The sequence below is a fragment of the Streptomyces sp. NPDC102259 genome, from assembly GCF_044766465.1.
In the GTDB taxonomy this organism is placed as follows: domain Bacteria; phylum Actinomycetota; class Actinomycetes; order Streptomycetales; family Streptomycetaceae; genus Streptomyces.
This window is the reverse complement of record NZ_JBIWMA010000008.1, coordinates 36,900-53,141: the sequence shown is the minus strand read 5'-3', so window position 1 is coordinate 53,141 and position 16,242 is coordinate 36,900. Positions and strand designations below refer to the sequence as shown.

General features: G+C 71.4%; 14 protein-coding genes. 10 read left to right on the top strand and 4 right to left on the bottom strand.

Annotated features, from left to right (window positions below):
• Positions 1 to 31 precede the first annotated feature (31 nt).
• Positions 32 to 3,013: an AfsR/SARP family transcriptional regulator gene (locus ACIRPU_RS20025; protein ID WP_403868877.1), complete on the bottom strand. Its 2,982-nt coding sequence runs from the start codon at positions 3,011 to 3,013 to the stop codon at positions 32 to 34.
• A 205-nt stretch (positions 3,014 to 3,218) separates the two neighbouring features.
• On the opposite strand from ACIRPU_RS20025, the gene ACIRPU_RS20020 reads away from it, so the two are divergent.
• From ACIRPU_RS20020 to ACIRPU_RS20010, 3 genes are all read left to right on the top strand, one after another.
• Entirely contained in the window at positions 3,219 to 4,481 is a 1,263-nt protein-coding gene (locus ACIRPU_RS20020) for an amidohydrolase family protein (RefSeq protein WP_403869486.1), read from the top strand.
• A complete protein-coding gene (locus ACIRPU_RS20015; RefSeq protein ID WP_403868874.1) occupies positions 4,478 to 5,401 on the top strand; it encodes an LLM class F420-dependent oxidoreductase in 924 nt (307 codons plus the stop codon). Before ACIRPU_RS20020 ends, ACIRPU_RS20015 begins: the two co-directional genes overlap by 4 nt.
• A 76-nt stretch (positions 5,402 to 5,477) precedes the next feature.
• The gene (locus ACIRPU_RS20010) at positions 5,478 to 6,161 is read left to right on the top strand and encodes a LuxR C-terminal-related transcriptional regulator (protein ID WP_403868871.1); all 684 of its coding nucleotides are present in this window, start codon (positions 5,478 to 5,480) and stop codon (positions 6,159 to 6,161) included.
• 19 nt (positions 6,162 to 6,180) lie between these two features.
• Here the strand turns inward: ACIRPU_RS20010 and ACIRPU_RS20005 are convergent, their stop codons facing one another.
• Positions 6,181 to 6,975, bottom strand: a complete 795-nt coding sequence (locus tag ACIRPU_RS20005; RefSeq protein ID WP_403868868.1) for a hypothetical protein — start codon at positions 6,973 to 6,975, stop codon at positions 6,181 to 6,183.
• A 66-nt stretch (positions 6,976 to 7,041) separates the two neighbouring features.
• Positions 7,042 to 7,776 (bottom strand): hypothetical protein, encoded by a 735-nt coding sequence (locus tag ACIRPU_RS20000; protein ID WP_403868865.1) that lies wholly within the window; start codon positions 7,774 to 7,776, stop codon positions 7,042 to 7,044.
• 213 nt (positions 7,777 to 7,989) lie between these two features.
• Between ACIRPU_RS20000 and ACIRPU_RS19995 the strand changes: the two genes are divergently transcribed.
• From ACIRPU_RS19995 to ACIRPU_RS19975, 5 genes are all read left to right on the top strand, one after another.
• Positions 7,990 to 8,760 (top strand): SDR family NAD(P)-dependent oxidoreductase, encoded by a 771-nt coding sequence (locus ACIRPU_RS19995; RefSeq protein ID WP_403869484.1) that lies wholly within the window; start codon positions 7,990 to 7,992, stop codon positions 8,758 to 8,760.
• Positions 8,761 to 8,925: 165 nt separating this feature from the next.
• Positions 8,926 to 10,044: an LLM class flavin-dependent oxidoreductase gene (locus tag ACIRPU_RS19990; RefSeq protein WP_355708744.1), complete on the top strand. Its 1,119-nt coding sequence runs from the start codon at positions 8,926 to 8,928 to the stop codon at positions 10,042 to 10,044.
• 148 nt (positions 10,045 to 10,192) lie between these two features.
• Complete coding sequence (locus ACIRPU_RS19985; RefSeq protein ID WP_403868862.1) at positions 10,193 to 11,923, top strand: amidohydrolase family protein; 1,731 nt, start codon at positions 10,193 to 10,195, stop codon at positions 11,921 to 11,923.
• A gap of 26 nt (positions 11,924 to 11,949) precedes the next feature.
• Positions 11,950 to 13,407: an aldehyde dehydrogenase family protein gene (locus ACIRPU_RS19980; RefSeq protein ID WP_403869481.1), complete on the top strand. Its 1,458-nt coding sequence runs from the start codon at positions 11,950 to 11,952 to the stop codon at positions 13,405 to 13,407.
• Between the two features lie 184 nt (positions 13,408 to 13,591).
• On the top strand, positions 13,592 to 14,143 hold the full coding sequence (locus tag ACIRPU_RS19975; protein ID WP_403868859.1) for a DUF3455 domain-containing protein: 552 nt from the start codon (positions 13,592 to 13,594) through the stop codon (positions 14,141 to 14,143).
• A gap of 60 nt (positions 14,144 to 14,203) precedes the next feature.
• Here ACIRPU_RS19975 and ACIRPU_RS19970 read toward each other — a convergent pair whose 3' ends face one another.
• Positions 14,204 to 14,599, bottom strand: coding sequence for a nitroreductase/quinone reductase family protein (locus ACIRPU_RS19970; protein ID WP_355708738.1), 396 nt, complete (start codon positions 14,597 to 14,599; stop codon positions 14,204 to 14,206).
• Between the two features lie 84 nt (positions 14,600 to 14,683).
• Between ACIRPU_RS19970 and ACIRPU_RS19965 the strand changes: the two genes are divergently transcribed.
• Positions 14,684 to 15,526 (top strand): endonuclease/exonuclease/phosphatase family protein, encoded by an 843-nt coding sequence (locus tag ACIRPU_RS19965; protein WP_403868856.1) that lies wholly within the window; start codon positions 14,684 to 14,686, stop codon positions 15,524 to 15,526.
• Positions 15,527 to 15,786: 260 nt separating this feature from the next.
• Positions 15,787 to 16,227: a hypothetical protein gene (locus ACIRPU_RS19960; protein WP_403868853.1), complete on the top strand. Its 441-nt coding sequence runs from the start codon at positions 15,787 to 15,789 to the stop codon at positions 16,225 to 16,227.
• Positions 16,228 to 16,242 lie beyond the last annotated feature (15 nt).

Here is a 16,242-nt window from a genome sequence, read left to right as displayed (position 1 = left end):
AAACGTTCGATGAACGCCGACGCCGGGACGCTCACGGCGAGTCCAGGGGTGCCAGCAGCCGGCGCACCTCGGCGGTCTCGGGCGCTCCCGACCGTTCCATGAGGGACAGAGCCTCGTGCCAACAGGCTCGTGCCCGGTCGGACTGGCCCAACGCGCGCAGGCTCTTGCCCAGTGTGTTGAGGACGCTGCCTCGGATCAGGTCACCGCCGATGACCCCGATGGCGAGGGACTGTTCCGCGTGCTGAGCGGCCTGTGCCGGGCGGTGGGCGGCCAGGTGCAGCTGGGCGATGCGGAGATGGGTCGTGCCCTCCCACAACCGTTGCCGGTTGGCGGCGAAGATCAGCAGGGCGTCCGTGAGCTGTGCCAGACCCTCCGCCAGCCGCCCGGCGCGGGTGAGCGCCACGCCCAGGGAATACCGGCCGTTCGCGAGGCGCAGACTGAGACCGAGCTGCTGGAACATGTCGACGCCCTGCTGCGCCAGCAGAACCGCGCTGTCGGCACGGTCCATGCGCTGATGCAGCTGAGCGAGGTTGCAGAGCGCGCTCGCCTCACCCGGGCGGTTGCCGTCGGCGCGATAGCCGTCCCGGGCCGTCGTCAGAAGCCGCTCGGCCTCCTCGTACCGCCCTTGGTTGAGGGCGATGATCCCCCGGTCCGTAGCCGCCCAGCTGATCGGCGTCGCGTCGTCCGCCGCCGTGGCGAGTTCGATCGCGCGCCGCGCCTCCTCGTCCGCCTCGGAGTAACGTCCGGCGGCCAGATGGACGTTGGACAGCGCCGTCCGGGCGCGACTCTCCGCGCGGACGTCGGCGGCGTCCTGCGCGGCGTCCCGCAGGGCCGTGGCCGCCCACTCGTACTGCTTCGCGTTCGCGCCCGACTCCGCCAGGTCCTTGGCGGCCCAGAGGAGGTCGACGGCACGACGCAGCCCGCTGCCCGTGTGCTGCTGCTGTGCGCACGCCAGCAGGCACTGCGCCTCCGCGAAGAGCCAGTCGAGGGCCTGTGTCCGTTCGCCGAAGGAGAGCCCCCGGTACGAGGTGGGCTCCAGGTGGACGACCGTGCGGTCGCCGGGTCGTTCGATCGCGTAGACGCCCGCCGCCGTCGCCAGGTAGAAGTCCAGCAGTCGTGACAGCGCGGCCCCGCGTTCGCCGGGGGGTGATTCGTCCCGTTCGGCGCACGCACGCGCGTAGAGGCGGACCAGGTCGTGGAACCGGTAGCGGCCGGGGGCCGCCGATTCCAGCAGGGAGGTGTCCACGAGGGACTCCAGGAGGTCCTCGGTGTCCTCCACCGGCAGGTCCAGGACCGCCGCGGCCGCCGCCAGGGAGGTGTCCGGGCCGTCGGCCAGGCCCAGCAGCCGGAACGCGCGGGCCTGGGCGGGCTCCAGGGCGCCGTAGCCGAGTTCGAAGGTCGCCTTCACCGCCAGGTCGCCCGCCTGGAGCTCGTCCAGCCGGCGCCGTTCGTCCGCCAGCTTGGCGGCGAGCACGGAGACCGTCCAGGTGCGGCGGGCGGCCAGCCGGGAGGCCGCGATCCGGATCGCCAGCGGCAGGAAGCCGCACGCGGCCACCACGTCCAGCGCGGCCTTGCGCTCCGCCGCCACCCGCTCCTCGCCGACGATCCGGGTGAAGAGGGCGAGGGCCTCCTCGGGGGACATCACGTCCAGGTCGACGAGATGCGCTCCCGCCAGGTCCACCATCCGCACCCGTGAGGTGACCAGCGCCGCGCAGCCTTCCGTGCCCGGCAGCAGGGGGCGTATCTGGGCCGCGTCCTTCGCGTTGTCCAGCAGTACCAGCACGCGGCGGCCGTCCAGCACGGAGCGGTACAGCGCCGCCCGCTCCTCCAGGGAGTCGGGGATCGCCGAGTCCGCCGTGCCCAGGGCGCGCAGGAACGACCCGAGGACGGTCTCCGGTTCGGCGGACCGTGGACCCGCGCCCTGGAGGTCGACGTACAACTGCCCGTCGGGGAAGGCCGGACGGGCCTGGTGGGCCACGTGCACGGCGAGGGTCGTCTTGCCCACGCCCCCGATGCCCGCGAGCGCGGACACCGCCATCACCCGGCCGCCCGCGCCCGTGCCGTCACCGGCCCGTGCCAGCACCTCGCTCAGTTCCCGCACGAACGAGGAGCGGCCGGTGAAGTCGGGGACGGTGGCGGGCAGTTGTGCGGGCCGTACCCGCGTGACCGGCGGTTCCGCCGCCGGCGCCGAGGGCTCCGCCAGTTCCGGGTCGGCCTGGAGGATGCGCTGCTGCAACCGCCGCAGTCCGGCCCGCGGATCCACCCCCAGTTCCTCCGCCAGCAGCCGCCGGGTGTCCGCGTACACCGCGAGCGCCTCCGCCTGCCGGCCGCTGCGGTACAGCGCCAGCATCAGCAGTTCGCGCAGCCGTTCGCGCAGCGGGTACGCCGCGGTGAGCGCGGTGAGTTCGGAGACCGCCTCCGCGTGGCAGCCCTGCTCCAGGTCCATGTCCAGCCGGGATTCGAGCAGTCCCAGACGCCATTCCTCCAGCCGGACGCGCTGCGCCTCCGCGTACGGTCCGGGGACGCCGGCCAGGGCCTCCCCGTCCCACAGGCCGAGCGTCCGGTTCAGCACCTCGCGGGCGTGGGACAGGTCACCTGCGGTCCGTGCCTTCTCCGCCTGTGCCGCCCACTCCTGCGCCACCGCGAGATCCAGCGCGCCCGCGGCCGGCACGCGCACCGCGTAGCCGCCCGACTCGCTCACCAGGACGCCCGGGTCGAGCACCTTGCGCAGCCGGGACGCGTAGGTCCGTACCGCCGCCAGGGCCTGCGACGGAGGCTCCTCGCCCCACAGCGCGTCGATCAGCTCGGCGGCCGTCGCCGTGCGGCCCTCGCGCAGCAACAGGGCGGCCAGCAGGGCGCGTTGCTGTGGTGAACCGGTGGCCAGCCGCTCGTCGCCGCGACGTGCGCGTACCGGGCCGAGCACGTCGAAGCGCAGCGTCGCCGGCTCCTCGGGGGAACCGGGACGTCTCTGCTCCGGCACACGCGGGTCGCGGTGTCCTACCCGGTCGTCCATCAGGGCTCCCTTTAGGCATCCGTGTTACTAGGTCAGTTTGCCCTGTCCATGCCGGAAGCGTCAGCTTGCCCGGCAGGTGCACGGGAGTCCACACACCCCTCACATCCGGTGTGCACACATCCCCACAGAGTCGATCAACTCCGGCCAGTGCCCACTAGCTGACGATCCGTCAGATCGGCGCTACCGTGCCCCCATGGAGAACGCAATGGAGAACGTGTCGCAGCACGCCTCGCGGACCGCGAAGGCCTCGGAGAACCTCCCGCTGATCATCTCCGTCGACGACCACACCGTGGAGCCGAGCACCGTCTGGCAGGACCGCCTCCCGAAGAAGTACCTCGACATCGGGCCCCGCGTCGTCCGGGCCCCGCTGAAGGAGATGACCTTCCTCGGCGGCCGCTTCAAGCCCGTCATGGGCGAACCCGGCGACGACGGCCCGATCGGCGACTGGTGGATCTACGAGGACCTGCACCGCCCCCTCACCCGCCTGGACACCGCCGTCGGCTTCAGCCGGGACGAGATCAAGCTGGAGGTCATCACCTACGAGCAGATGCGCCCGGGGTCCTACGACGTCCCGTCCCGCCTCGCCGACATGGACGTCAACCACGTCCAGTCCGCCGTCTGCTTCCCCACCTTCCCCCGCTTCTGCGGCCAGACCTTCACCGAGGCCGCCGACCACGAACTGGGTCTGCTGTGCGTGCGCGCCTACAACGACTGGACGGTGGAGGAGTGGTGCGGCCCGCAGGCGCGCGGCCGGCTGGTCCCGCTCACCCTCATCCCGCTCTGGGACGCCGAACTGGCGGCGGCGGAGGTGCGCAGGAACGCGGCCCGCGGGGTCCGGGCGGTCGCCTTCTCCGAGATACCCCCGCACCTGGGCCTGCCCTCCGTCCACACCGACTACTGGGACCCCTTCCTCGCCGCCTGCGACGAGACCGGCACGGTCGTTGCCATGCACATCGGCTCCTCCAGCCGGATGCCGTCCACCTCGGCCGACGCCCCGCCCGCCGTCGGTTCCACCATCACCTTCGCCAACTGCTGCTTCTCGATGGTCGACTGGCTGATGAGCGGCAAGTTCGAGCGCTTCCCGAACCTGAAGGTGATGTACGCGGAGGGCCAGATCGGCTGGATCCCCTACATCCTGGAGCGCGCCGACGTGGTGTGGGAGGAGAACCGGGGCTGGGGCGGGGTCGCGGACAAGGTCCACCGTCCGCCGTCGGAGCTGTTCGCCGACCACGTCTTCGGCTGCTTCTTCGACGACGCCTTCGGCCTCAGGAACCTGGACTCCATCGGCGTCGGGAACGTCCTCTACGAGACCGACTACCCGCACTCGGACTCCACCTGGCCGAAGTCGCGCGAGGTCGGCGAGGCGCAGATGGGCCACCTGGCGCCGGACGTGGTGGAGCGGATCGTACGGGGCAACGCGATCGAGCTGCTGGGGCTGACCCCGGACGGCCTCTGGAGCCCGCGGTGAGCCTCGACTACGGCATCCAGCTCCCGGTCCAGTCCCAGTCCAGGCTCTACGCCGAACCCTGGGAGGCGGACGCGGGCCCCGCCGACCTCGTCGAGGTCGCCCGCGCCGCCGACCGCGCCGGATTCGCCTACGTCGCCGCCTGCGACCACGTGGCGATCCCGCACCGGCTGGCAGAGGCCATGAGCACGGTCTGGTACGACCCCGTGGCCACCCTCGCCCACCTCGCCGCCGTGACCGAACACGTCCGGCTGCTGGCGCACGTCGCCGTCGTCGGGCTGCGCCACCCGCTGCTCACCGCCAAGCAGTACGCGACCCTGGACCACCTCAGCGGCGGCCGGCTGATCCTCGGCGTCGGAGCCGGTCACGTACGGGAGGAGTTCGAGGCGCTGGGAGTGGACTTCGAGCGGCGGGGAGCGGTCCTCGACGAGACGATCGACGCGCTGCGCGCCGCGCTCGGGCCGGACGAATACCCCTCCCACCACGGCAAGTCGTACGACTTCGAGGGGCTCGGGCAACGGCCCCGGCCGACCCAGGCGCGGGTGCCGCTCTGGGTCGGCGGATCCTCCCCGGCCGCCGTCCGCCGGGCCGCCCTCAAGGGCGACGGCTGGCTGCCCCAGGGCGATCCGAGGGGCCGGCTGCCCGCGCAGATCGAGACCCTGCGGCGGCTGCGCGGCGACGGACCTCCGCTCACGATCGGCGCCATCACGGAGCCGCTGTACGTCGGCGCCCCCGGCTGGGAGGTGGGCCGCCGCACCCTCACCGGGCCGCCGGAGGCCCTCGCCGAGTCGCTGCGGGCCTACGGGGCGATGGGCGTGGACCAGATCCAGGTGCGCTTCCGCTGCCGGAGCCGCACCGAACTCACCGACCAGATCGGCCTGTTCGGAGCCGAGGTGGGACCCCTGCTCGACAGCGCTCCTTGAAGTTTGAACATGTCCACGCCGAGCCGCGTATGTACGGACGTACGGACGTGATGGTTCCGGCGGAAGGACCCCGTAAGTGCGCTCCTCCCAGCGACTCTCCGTCGCTCTCGCCCGCGCCGAGGACGACCGGCCGGACGACGACTGGCCGGACGGCGGCTGGCCCGCCCCCGACGACCCGTACGTGGGCCGGGTGACGCGGGTCGCCCCGCCCTACGACACCCTGCGCGAGGGCGGGCCGGACGTCGTCGTGCTGCGCTGCGCGGAGCCGGCGACGTCCTTCCCGGAACTGCTCGGGGCGCTGGACGGCCGCGACGTCCCGGTGATCGTCGTCAGCCCGCGCACGGACACCGGGACGGTCGTCGAGGTCTTCCGGGGCGGGGCGGGCTATCTGGTCGAGGGCGACTACTGCACCCACATGCTGTCCTCGGCGGTGATGGCGGCCACCGTCGGCCACACCTACCTCTCCCCGACCGCGTGCGCCGCCCTGCGGGAGGGCGCCCGGCGGATGCCGGCAGGACCCCGTGAACACGACGCGATCGAGCGGCTGCGCGCACTGCTCTCACCGCGCGAGCGGCAGGTCATGGAACTGCTGTCGACCGGCCTCGGCGCACAGGAGATCGGGCTGCGATTACGGCTGAGCGAGAAGACCGTCCGCAACAACCTCAGCAACATCTACGCCAAGCTCGACGCCCGGGGCGGCACGGACGCGGTCCTGCGATGGCTCGGCGCCACCCCGGCCACGCCCGTGCTTCGCACCTGAGAAGGCGTCGGGGCGTCCGTCAGGACGCGGGGACCTCGGCGAGCGGGACCTCGACGTCGGTGACGTTGGCGCCGCCCTCGTCGAATCCCGGTTCGGCCCGCAGGCTGTTCCCCGAATTCAGGATTCCGTTGGCCTCGGGCGTCCCGCATTTCACGTTGCGCAGCCACAGTCGGCCGTCGGGCGTGCCATTCTTCAGGATCTGCGGATAGAAGACGTGCACGCTCGTGGCGCCCTCACTCGGCGCGAAGAACACCTGCCGGCCGTCCTGCGCCTCCTTGTAGGTGGCCCGCAGGAATCCGCTCACGTCGGTGCGCTTGGCGGACCACATGAAGAATCCGATGCTGTCCGGCTGGACGGTGTCGGAGCGGCTGAACGCCAGCCCCGTCGTCTTGTCGTCACGGGTGATGTTGAATTCCGTGCTGTTGAACTTGATGCCGATCTCGAAGAACGAGCTGCCCAGCTTCGTGTCGGCGGCGGCGGTGAATCCGTCCTCCAGCTGAATGGTCCGGGTGACGGACGTGCTCACGGCGAAGGTGTTCGTCGCCGCCGTCGTCGATCCGCAGTTCTCGGTCACCGGCGAGACACGCTGGTTGGGGCCGAGGCTGTTCGCCTTGAACTGGACGTCGACGAACTCGCAGTTCTCCAGCTTGTCCGAGTCGGCGGAACAGTCGGCGGTCACCTCGGAAGGAGTGGCGGCGCCCGCCTGGTTCATCAGCGGGACGATCACCGCCAGGGCCGCCACGGGGGCCAGGACGAGGGTGACGCGCTTCTTCTTGCTGCGGTGGCTTCTCGCGCGGGGGGTGCGGGTGGTCATGGGTTCTCCTGAGTAGACATACCTGGTGAGCTGGGACTTTCTGGTGCCGCTACCGGATCGGCCGGGTCAGCAGTCCTCCAGGACCGCCTTGGAGGTGCCGTCCACGACCCCGGGCGCGCCTGCCGCGCCCGGCAGGATCACGGGGCCCTCGACGACGTCCGGCGCCACGAAGTTCTGCTCGGGGGAGGGGTTCACGGCGAAGCTGCCGGGGTCGGCGTCGACACGGACCCGCCATTCGCCGGTCATGCGCTGGAGTTTCGGCGTGAACTCCATGTGGAGCACCTTGCCGACCGGCACCTCCCGCTGTTCCGTGGCGCCGGCGGTGGCCGACTTCACGGTCATGTCCAGGGTGCCCTTGTGTTTGAGCCAGGATCCGCTGAGGAATCCGAAGAGCCCTCCGCCGCCGCCCTGCTGGGTCGCCTTGTAGATGCCCTCGCCCTGGGCCGCCGTGGCCATCCAGGTGACGGAGACCTTCGCCGGGTCGGTGGCGTTCGGCTCGCAGTTCGGGAAATCGATGGACGCCTTCTCGGTGGGGCCGTCGAAGGTCTCGAAATTCGTCTCGACGTAGTCGCAGTTGTCGGCCATGAATCCGTCCGCGAAGGCGCCGCCGAAGTCGTTCACCGACCGCTGCTTTCCGCTGACGACCGCCGACCTCTCGCACATCGTCATGATCTGGTCCGGCGTCTTCGCGTCCGCCGCGTCGGCCGTGGGGAGCAGGGCGACGATGCCCCCGCCGGTCGCCAGTGCCGCGCCGATCGCCACGTACCGGACTTTCCTGTTCCGTAGTCTCCGCTTGGCCATGCCGAACTCCGTTTCTTGGTAGGGGCTTTACCTGGCTGTGAAGGAGTATTGGGGTCGCGTGCAGCCACTGGACAGAGTCAAATGTCCCTACTTCCCGGTCACTTGATGTGTGCTTGTGCAATCAACGGGCGCATGTCTGACGCTTCGTCAGATCCGGCGTTACGATGCGAAGTTCCAGCGATGCGAGGCGATTTCGACGCGATGGAGGACGGCATGGGCAAGCTCGACGGACGGGTGGTCCTCGTCACCGGCTCGGCGCGCGGCCAGGGCGAGCAGGAGGCGCGGCTGTTCCGGGAGGAGGGCGCCGAGGTGGTCGTCGCCGACGTGCTCGACGAGCAGGGGAAGGCGCTGGCCGAGGAGATCGGCGCGCTGTACGTCCACCTCGACGTGGGGGTGGAGGAGGAGTGGGCCGCGGCGGTGCGGGAGGCCAAACGGGCGTACGGCCATCTCGACGGCCTCGTCAACAACGCCGGCATCCTGCGCTTCAACGCCCTCGTCGACACCCCCCTCGACGAGTTCATGCAGGTCGTACGGGTCAACCAGGTCGGCTGCTTCCTGGGCATCCGGACCGCCGCGCCGGAGCTGTCCGACGGCGCCACCATCGTCAACACCGCCTCCTACACCGGGCTCACCGGCATGGCGGCCGTCGGCGCCTACGCGGCGACCAAGCACGCCGTACTCGGCCTCACCCGGGTCGCCGCCCTGGAGCTCGCGCCCCGCCGTATCCGGGTCAACGCGGTGTGTCCCGGAGCCGTCGACACCGCGATGTCCAACCCGTCCCGGCTGGAACCGGACTCCGACCCCGAGGAGACGACCCGCGCCCTGGACTCCCTCTACCGCAAGCTCGTGCCCCTGGGCCGGATCGGCCGCGCGGACGAGGTGGCCCGGCTCGCCCTCTTCCTCACCTCGGAGGACTCGTCGTACATCACCGGGCAGCCGTTCGTGATCGACGGGGGATGGCTGGCGGGCGTTTCCGTCATCTGACCGTTCGTCAGCTCTTGACCATCCCGGTGCCCGGTGCCACAGTCGGCGGCATCCGCTGCATCTGACGAACCGTCAGGTAACCGCGATCAGATACCGCGATCAGAACCGCGACCAGATACCGCGATCCAGAAAACCGCGATCCAGAAACCGGGACGGTGAACCTCCGTGGAATTCGGGCTCTTTGTACAGGGATACGTGGGCAAGCGCGCCGAGACCGATCCGCTCGCCGAGCACAAGGCGCTGATGGAGGAGACCGAGTACGTCATCCAGGCGGACAAGTCCGGCTTCAAGTACGCCTGGGCGTCCGAGCACCACTTCCTGGAGGAGTACTCCCACCTCTCCGCCAACGACGTCTTCCTCGGCTACCTCGCCCACGCGACCGACCGCATCCACCTCGGCTCGGGCATCTTCAACCCGCTCGCCCAGGTCAACCACCCGGTGAAGGTCGCCGAGAAGGTCGCCATGCTCGACCACCTCAGCGAGAACCGCTTCGAGTTCGGCAGCGGACGCGGCGCCGGCTCGCACGAGATCCTCGGCTTCCTCCCCGGCATCACCGACATGAACTACACGAAGGAGATCTGGGAGGAGACCATCGCCGAGTTCCCGAAGATGTGGCTCCAGGACGAGTACGTCGGCTTCCAGGGCAAGCACTGGCAGCTGCCGCCGCGCAAGATCCTGCCGAAGCCGTACGGGAAGTCGCACCCGGCGATGTGGTACGCGGCCGGCTCGCCGCCCTCGTACGCGATGGCCGCCCGCAAGGGGCTCGGGGTGCTCGGCTTCAGCATCCAGAAGGTGTCCGACATGGAGTGGGTGCTGGAGCAGTACAAGACGGCGGTGGTGAACGCCGAGCCGATCGGCGACTTCGTCAACGACAACGTCATGGTGACGACGACGGCGATCTGCGCGCCGACGCACGACGAGGCGATCCGGATCGCCGTCAACGGCGGGCTGCACTATCTGCCGTCGCTGGTGTTCCGGTACCACGACACCTTCCCCCGGCCCGAGGGCTTCCCGGTCTGGCCGGAGACCCTGCCCGAGTACAACGCCGAGTTCGTCGAACTCCTCGTCGAGGAGGAGCTGCTGATCTGCGGCGATCCGGACGAGGTGCTGCGCCAGTGCAAGCGGTGGGAGCAGGCGGGAGCGGATCAGCTGTCCTTCGGGCTGCCGGTGGGGGTGCCGAAGGAGGACACCCTCCAGACGATCCGGCTGATCGGGGAGCACGTGATCCCGAAGATCGACACGGATCCCGTGCATCGCACGACGCGGTTCCGCCAGGGCGCGTGACGCTGCCGCGGACCTGCGCTGCGGGGCCGCGGGTCGTCCGGCGGCCGCGGCTCCGTCGTGGCTGGTCGCGCCCACGCGGCGGAGCCGCATATCGATACAGTCCCGCGCCCCAGGTAGGCGTGCCTCACGCATCCCGAGGAGTCACCCCATGCTCGATCACGTCATCAAGGGCGCGACCGTCGTCGACGGGACGGGCGCGCCCGGGTTCGTCGCCGACGTCGGGATCCGGGACGGGCGGATCGCCGTCATCGGATCGGTCACCGAGGAGGCGCGGAGCAGCGAGGACGCGCACGGGCTCGTCCTCGTCCCCGGGTTCGTCGATCCGCATACGCACTACGACGCCCAGCTGTTCTGGGATCCGTACGCCACCCCGTCCCTGAACCACGGGGTGACGACCGTCGCGGCCGGGAACTGCGGGTTCACGCTGGCCCCGCTGAATCCGGAGCGCCCGGACGACGCCGACTACACGCGCCGCATGATGTCCAAGGTCGAGGGCATGTCCCTGATCGCCCTGGAGGAAGGTGCGCCCTGGAGCTGGCACAGCTTCGGCGAGTACCTGGACGCCCTCGAAGGCCGTATCGCCGTCAACGCGGGCTTCATGGTGGGGCACTGCGCGCTGCGCCGGTACGTGATGGGGCCGGACGCGATCGGCGGGCAACCGACCGACGAGCAACTGGACGTCATGCTCCGCCTGTTCCACGAGTCCATGGAGGCCGGCGCCTGGGGGTTCTCCACCACCCAGTCTTCCACCCACTCCGACGGCGACGGACAGCCGGTCGCCTCCCGGCACGCGAAACCGGCGGAGCTGCTGGCGCTCTCGCGTGCCGTCGGCGAGCACGAGGGCACGCAGATCGAGGCGATCGTCGCGGGCTGCCTCGACCAGTTCGGCGACGCGGAGATCGACCTGTTCGTGGAGATGAGCGCGGCCGCGGGACGTCCCCTGAACTGGAACGTCCTGACCATCGACGCCTCCGTCCCCGAACGCGTCCCCCGGCAGCTGTTCGCGAGCGAGCGGGCGCGCAAGGCGGGCGGCCGGGTCGTGGCCCTCACCATGCCGATCCTCACCCCGATGAACATGTCGCTGGGCACCTTCTGCGCACTGAACCTGATACCCGGGTGGGGTCCGATCCTGGGACTGCCGGTCCCGGAGCGGATCGCGAAGCTGCGGGACGCGGACGTGCGGGCCGAGATGCTGCGCCGCGCCGGGTCCAAGGAGGCGGGCGTCTTCCGGCGGCTCGCGAACTTCGGGCGGTACGTCATCGGCGACACGTACGGTGAGGCGAACGAGGGGCTGACGGGACGGGTGGTCGGCGACATCGCCCGGGAGCGCGGCCAGGACCCCTTCCAGTGCCTGGTCGAGATCTGCGCCGCCGACGAACTGCGCACGGTCCTGTGGCCCATGCCGACGGACAACGACCCCGCCTCCTGGGCCCTGCGGGCGGACACCTGGAGCCACGAGGACGTCCTGCTCGGCGGCTCCGACGCGGGCGCGCACCTGGACCGGATGTGCGGGGCGCCGTACACCACGCGCTTCCTCGGCGACTGTCTGCGCGGCCGGAAGCTGGCGGGCCTGGAGCAGGCGGTGAAGATGCTGACGGACGACCCGGCGCGGCTGTTCGGCCTGCGGGAGAGGGGCCGGATCCAGGAGGGCTGGCACGCGGACCTGGTCCTCTTCGACCCGGAGCGGATCGACGCGGGCAAGGCCACCCTCGTGCACGACCTGCCGGGCGACAGTCCGCGGCTGGACTCGAAGGCGATCGGCGTACGGGCGGTCTGGGTCAACGGGGTGGCGGCCATCCGGGACGACGTCGTGACGGGCGCCGTCCCGGGCCGGGTGCTGCGCTCGGGCCGGGACACCAGGACGGTGAGCACCAGGTGACCGACGGGATCGCCGGTGCCGACGGGATGGCCGGGGCCGACGGGCAGAGGCTGTTCGTGGGCGGCGTCTGGGTGGAGCCCGACGGTGGGCACTACGAGGTCGTCGACCCGGCGACCGAGGGAACCGTCGGCTGGGCTCCGGAGGCCTCCAGGGACCAGGCGCGCGCGGCCTGCGCGGCGGCCCGCGAGGCCTTCGGGCCGTGGTCGCGCACCCCGCCGGAGGAACGGGCGGCGATCCTCGCCCGAGCGGCCGACATCATGCGCGCCCGGCTGCTGCCGTACGCCGAGCTGGCCCAGGCGGAGACCGGCGCCACGACCGGGACCGCGCGCGGGATGCAGGTCGGGGTGGGTGTGGCCCGCTTCCGCCGCTACGCGCGCGTGGAGCCCGCCGAGTGGCCGATCGCGCCGCAGGTCAACGAGGCCGGACCGATGGGCAGGGCGGGCGTGATGGGCGCGGTCGCCGTACGGCAGCCGGTCGGGGTCGTCACGTGCGTCACGTCCTACAACAATCCCTGGGCGAACCCGGCCGGAAAGGTCGCCCCCGCCCTCGCCATGGGCAACACGGTGGTCGTGAAACCGGCCCCGCAGGATCCTCTGTCCGTCTACCGGATGGCCGAGGCGCTGGAGGCGGCGGGCGTGCCGCGCGGGGTGGTGAACGTCGTCTCCGGGCGCGGCGTCGAGATCGGCGAGACGGCGGTGTCGTCGCCGGACGTCGACATGGTGAGCTTCACCGGCTCGACGGCGGTCGGGCAGCGCATCGCCGAGGTGTGCGGCCGGGACATGCGACGCCAGCTGATGGAGCTGGGCGGGAAGGGCGCGGCGGTCGTCCTCGACGACGCGGACCTCGCCTCGGCGGTGGCCGGCATCGGCACCACCTTCTCTTTCTACAGCGGCCAGATCTGCACCGCCCCGACGCGGGTGCTGGCGCAGCGCGCGGTGTACGACCGGCTGGTGGAGCAACTGGCGGCCTACGCGGCCCGGTTGAAGGTGGGAGACCCCCGGGAGCCGGACACGGTCGTCGGCCCGGTGATCTCGGCCGCGCACCGGGACCGGGTGGAGTCGTACGTCGAACTCGGCCGGAAGGAAGGGGCGGTGGTCGTCGCGGGCGGCGAACGCCCGCCGCTGGACCGGGGCTTCTTCGTCGCCCCCACCCTTCTCGCCGACTGCACGAACGACATGCGGGTGGCGCGGGAGGAGATCTTCGGCCCGGTGGTCACGGTCGTCCCCTTCGACGAGGAGGAAGAGGGGATCGCCCTGGCCAACGACAGCGACTACGGCCTGATCGACTACGTGTGGAGCGGGGACGTGGCGAGGGCCTTCCGGGTCGCGCGACGCCTGCGGGCCGGCGGCGTCGGCGTCAACACCGTGGGCCGCAACATGGAGGCCCCGTTCGGCGGCTTCAAGCGGAGCGGCGTCGGCCGGGACGTCGGCTCGTACGCGCTGCACGCCTACAGCGAGGTGCAGGCGATCGTCTGGCCGGGGTGAGGTGCCCTTCGAGTCACGGGGACTGGCCTCGGGGTGCAGACCGTGCGGTGCGGAAGGCCTCAAATCGGCCGACCGGCCCGGGATTCCCCGCACGGACCCGTAGCGTCCCGGCGCAGAGAAAGACAAGGACAGCCTCTTTCTCTACCCCGTGAACTATATTCAAAAACCTTCCCGGAGAACACACTTGAAGCTCGTCAAGCGTCTCGTCCTCACCAGCACGGCCGTCGCCACCGTGGCCGTCGGCACCTTCCTGGGCACGGCGGCCGGCCACGCCGCCGGCTCCGGGCCCGCCCTCACCGCCGTCAAGGCCCCCGCCGCGCTCGCCGTCCCCGACGGCAACAGGCTGACCGGCGTCTTCCCCGCCCGGGGCGTCCAGACCTACACCTGCACCGACGGCGTCTGGAAGCTCCTGGAGCCGGCCGCCACCCTGACGGACAAGAGAGACCGCGCCCACCGCACCGTCGCCCTGCACTCTCGCGGCCCTGTCTGGGTGTCCACGGTCGACGGCAGCGCGGTGAACGCCGCCGCCCTCGTCACCTCCCCCAAGACCGGCACGATCCCGGAGCTGCTCCTGAAGTCCACCGCCACCCGGGGCGCGGGCGTCTTCGCGGACGTCTCCTACATCCAGCGCCTCGACACCACCGGCGGCGTCGCCCCGACCACCGCCTGCACCGGCACCGAGCAGGTCAGCGTCCCGTACACGGCGACCTACGCCTTCTACAAGCCCGCCAAGTGACGCCGGTCGTGAGGTAGTCGTGCGGCAGGCCGAGCGGTAGACCCGGCGGTGGGCGGCCTCTCAGTCGGTCAGGTCCACCCGTAGCGTCAGAAGCCCCGTCCCGAGGGCCCGTACGGCCGCGCTGTTGGCCCTGGGCAGGGTGCGCAGACGGGCGACCGGGTCGTCGTCGGGCAGCAGGTGGGCGGTGCCGTCGTGCCACCGCCCACCGATCCGCACCCGCACCCGCGGATCGGCCCGGATGTTGCGGACGTACTGCGACCGCTCGCCGAACTCCGAGACCAGCCAGAAGGCGTCGCCGACCCGGCGGCCGCCCACCGGGGTGCGCCGGGGCAGCCCGGAGACCCGGCCGGTCGTCTCCAGCAGCGTGTGGAACGGCAGGCGGCGCATGAGCGGGTTGGCGACGTACCGCTGGAGGGCGGTGGTCGCGCGGAACCGGAGATCGCTGGAACGGGCCATGATCCGTGGGACTCCTTCGCACACAGGTTTGTTGCTTCAATGGTCCCCCGACGCCGTCGACATGACGAGAGCGGGTGGCTGCACATGCGAGTGGTGACCTGGAACCTGTGGTGGCGGTTCGGCCCCTGGCGGGAACGCCAGAAGGCCGTCCTGGCCGTACTGCGCGAGCTGGACCCCGACGTGGTCGGCCTCCAGGAAGTGTGGGCGGCCGGCGGCGAGAACCTCGCCGAGTGGCTGGCCGACGAACTCGGCCTGCACTGCGCCTGGGCCCCGTCACCGGCCCCCGAACGCTGGCGGAAGCGGATCAAGGACCCCGACGCCGGCTCGGTCGACATCGGCAACGCGGTGCTGAGCCGCTGGCCGGTGGTGGAACGGGAGACGCTGCTGCTGCCCGCGCCCCCCGACCTGGCCGACGGCCGCGCGGCCCTCTACGCGCGCGTGGCCGCCCCCGCCTTCGACATCCCCTTCTTCACCACCCACCTCACCTCGGCCCCGCACGCCTCGGCCGTGCGCCGCGCCCAGGTGACCGCCCTCGCGGAACTCGTCGCCCGGCACCGCGGCGGCACCCCCTTCCCGCCCGTCGTCACCGGCGACTTCAACGCCTGGCCCGACTCCGACGAGGTGCGTCTCCTCGGCGGGACGAGGACCGCTTCGGCCGTCCCCGGCCTGGTCCTGTACGACGCCTGGGACTACGCCGACCCGACCGCCCCCGCCGCCACCTGGACCCCCGAGAACCCCTACGCGGCCCGCCTGTTGGAACCCGCCGTCCGCATCGACTACATCCACGTGGGCCCACCCGGCCCGATCGGCGAGGGCCACGTCCGGCACGTCCGCCGGGCGGGCCACGGCCCCGTGGACGGCGTCTGGCCCTCGGACCACGCGGCGGTGGTCGCGGACCTGGCGGAGGAGGAGACGGCGATCGTCTGACTGACCACACGCTCGGACGACACACGACCGCCCCCAGGAATCGTCTCGCCCCGATCATGTCCCGACGGTCACGAGCCGCGCTCAAGGCCGCCCTTCTCGAAGGCGCGCCGCCATGAGACACCGGCCACGTCCGCGGCGACGGTGCCCCGCGACCGCGGCGGGGAACCGCCACTGTCAGACCCAGGTGGCAGCATCACCGAAGTGAACGCCCTGAGGCGTCCTCAACTCACTTCCGTAGCAAACGAAGAGGAGCATTCTCCTTGCGACTGCATCGTGTAGCGCCCGGCATCGCGGCGGGCATCCTCGCCCCGGCCCTCCTGCTCGCCAACCCGTCCTTCGCCGCCACGGCGGCACCGACCGCGGTGACGGTGGCCGTGGTGTCCTCGTCCGCGGACGAGCCGGACGCCGACGACCTGAGGGTGGCCATGGTCCGGATCCTCGCCGACCCGGACAGCGGCCGGCGTGTGACACGAGAAGCCAACGCCCTCCGGGACGCCAACGACCCCGAGGCGATGCGCGCCTGGCTGGAGACCGGCTACCGGATCGCCCAGGCCGAGGACGACCGCGTCGCCATCGCCCGCATCCTCGCCGACCCGTCCATCAGCCCGGCCCTGCGCGCGGCAGCCAACGCCGCCCTCGACGACAACACACCCGAAGCACTGCGCCACTTCCTGGAAGTCGGCAGGTACCAGGTCGCCTGACCGGCACGGCGCCGC

What these genes read in the sequence shown, in the direction of transcription:
- ACIRPU_RS20025 (WP_403868877.1), bottom strand. Translation starts at nt 3,013, where the DNA reads ATGGACGACCGGGTAGGACACCGCGACCCGCGTGTGCCGGAGCAGAGA.
- ACIRPU_RS20020 (WP_403869486.1), top strand. Translation starts at nt 3,219, where the DNA reads ATGGAGAACGTGTCGCAGCACGCCTCGCGGACCGCGAAGGCCTCGGAG.
- ACIRPU_RS20005 (WP_403868868.1), bottom strand. Translation starts at nt 6,975, where the DNA reads ATGACCACCCGCACCCCCCGCGCGAGAAGCCACCGCAGCAAGAAGAAG.
- ACIRPU_RS20000 (WP_403868865.1), bottom strand. Translation starts at nt 7,776, where the DNA reads ATGGCCAAGCGGAGACTACGGAACAGGAAAGTCCGGTACGTGGCGATC.
- ACIRPU_RS19995 (WP_403869484.1), top strand. Translation starts at nt 7,990, where the DNA reads ATGGGCAAGCTCGACGGACGGGTGGTCCTCGTCACCGGCTCGGCGCGC.
- ACIRPU_RS19985 (WP_403868862.1), top strand. Translation starts at nt 10,193, where the DNA reads ATGCTCGATCACGTCATCAAGGGCGCGACCGTCGTCGACGGGACGGGC.
- ACIRPU_RS19980 (WP_403869481.1), top strand. Translation starts at nt 11,950, where the DNA reads ATGGCCGGGGCCGACGGGCAGAGGCTGTTCGTGGGCGGCGTCTGGGTG.
- ACIRPU_RS19970 (WP_355708738.1), bottom strand. Translation starts at nt 14,599, where the DNA reads ATGGCCCGTTCCAGCGATCTCCGGTTCCGCGCGACCACCGCCCTCCAG.
- ACIRPU_RS19965 (WP_403868856.1), top strand. Translation starts at nt 14,684, where the DNA reads ATGCGAGTGGTGACCTGGAACCTGTGGTGGCGGTTCGGCCCCTGGCGG.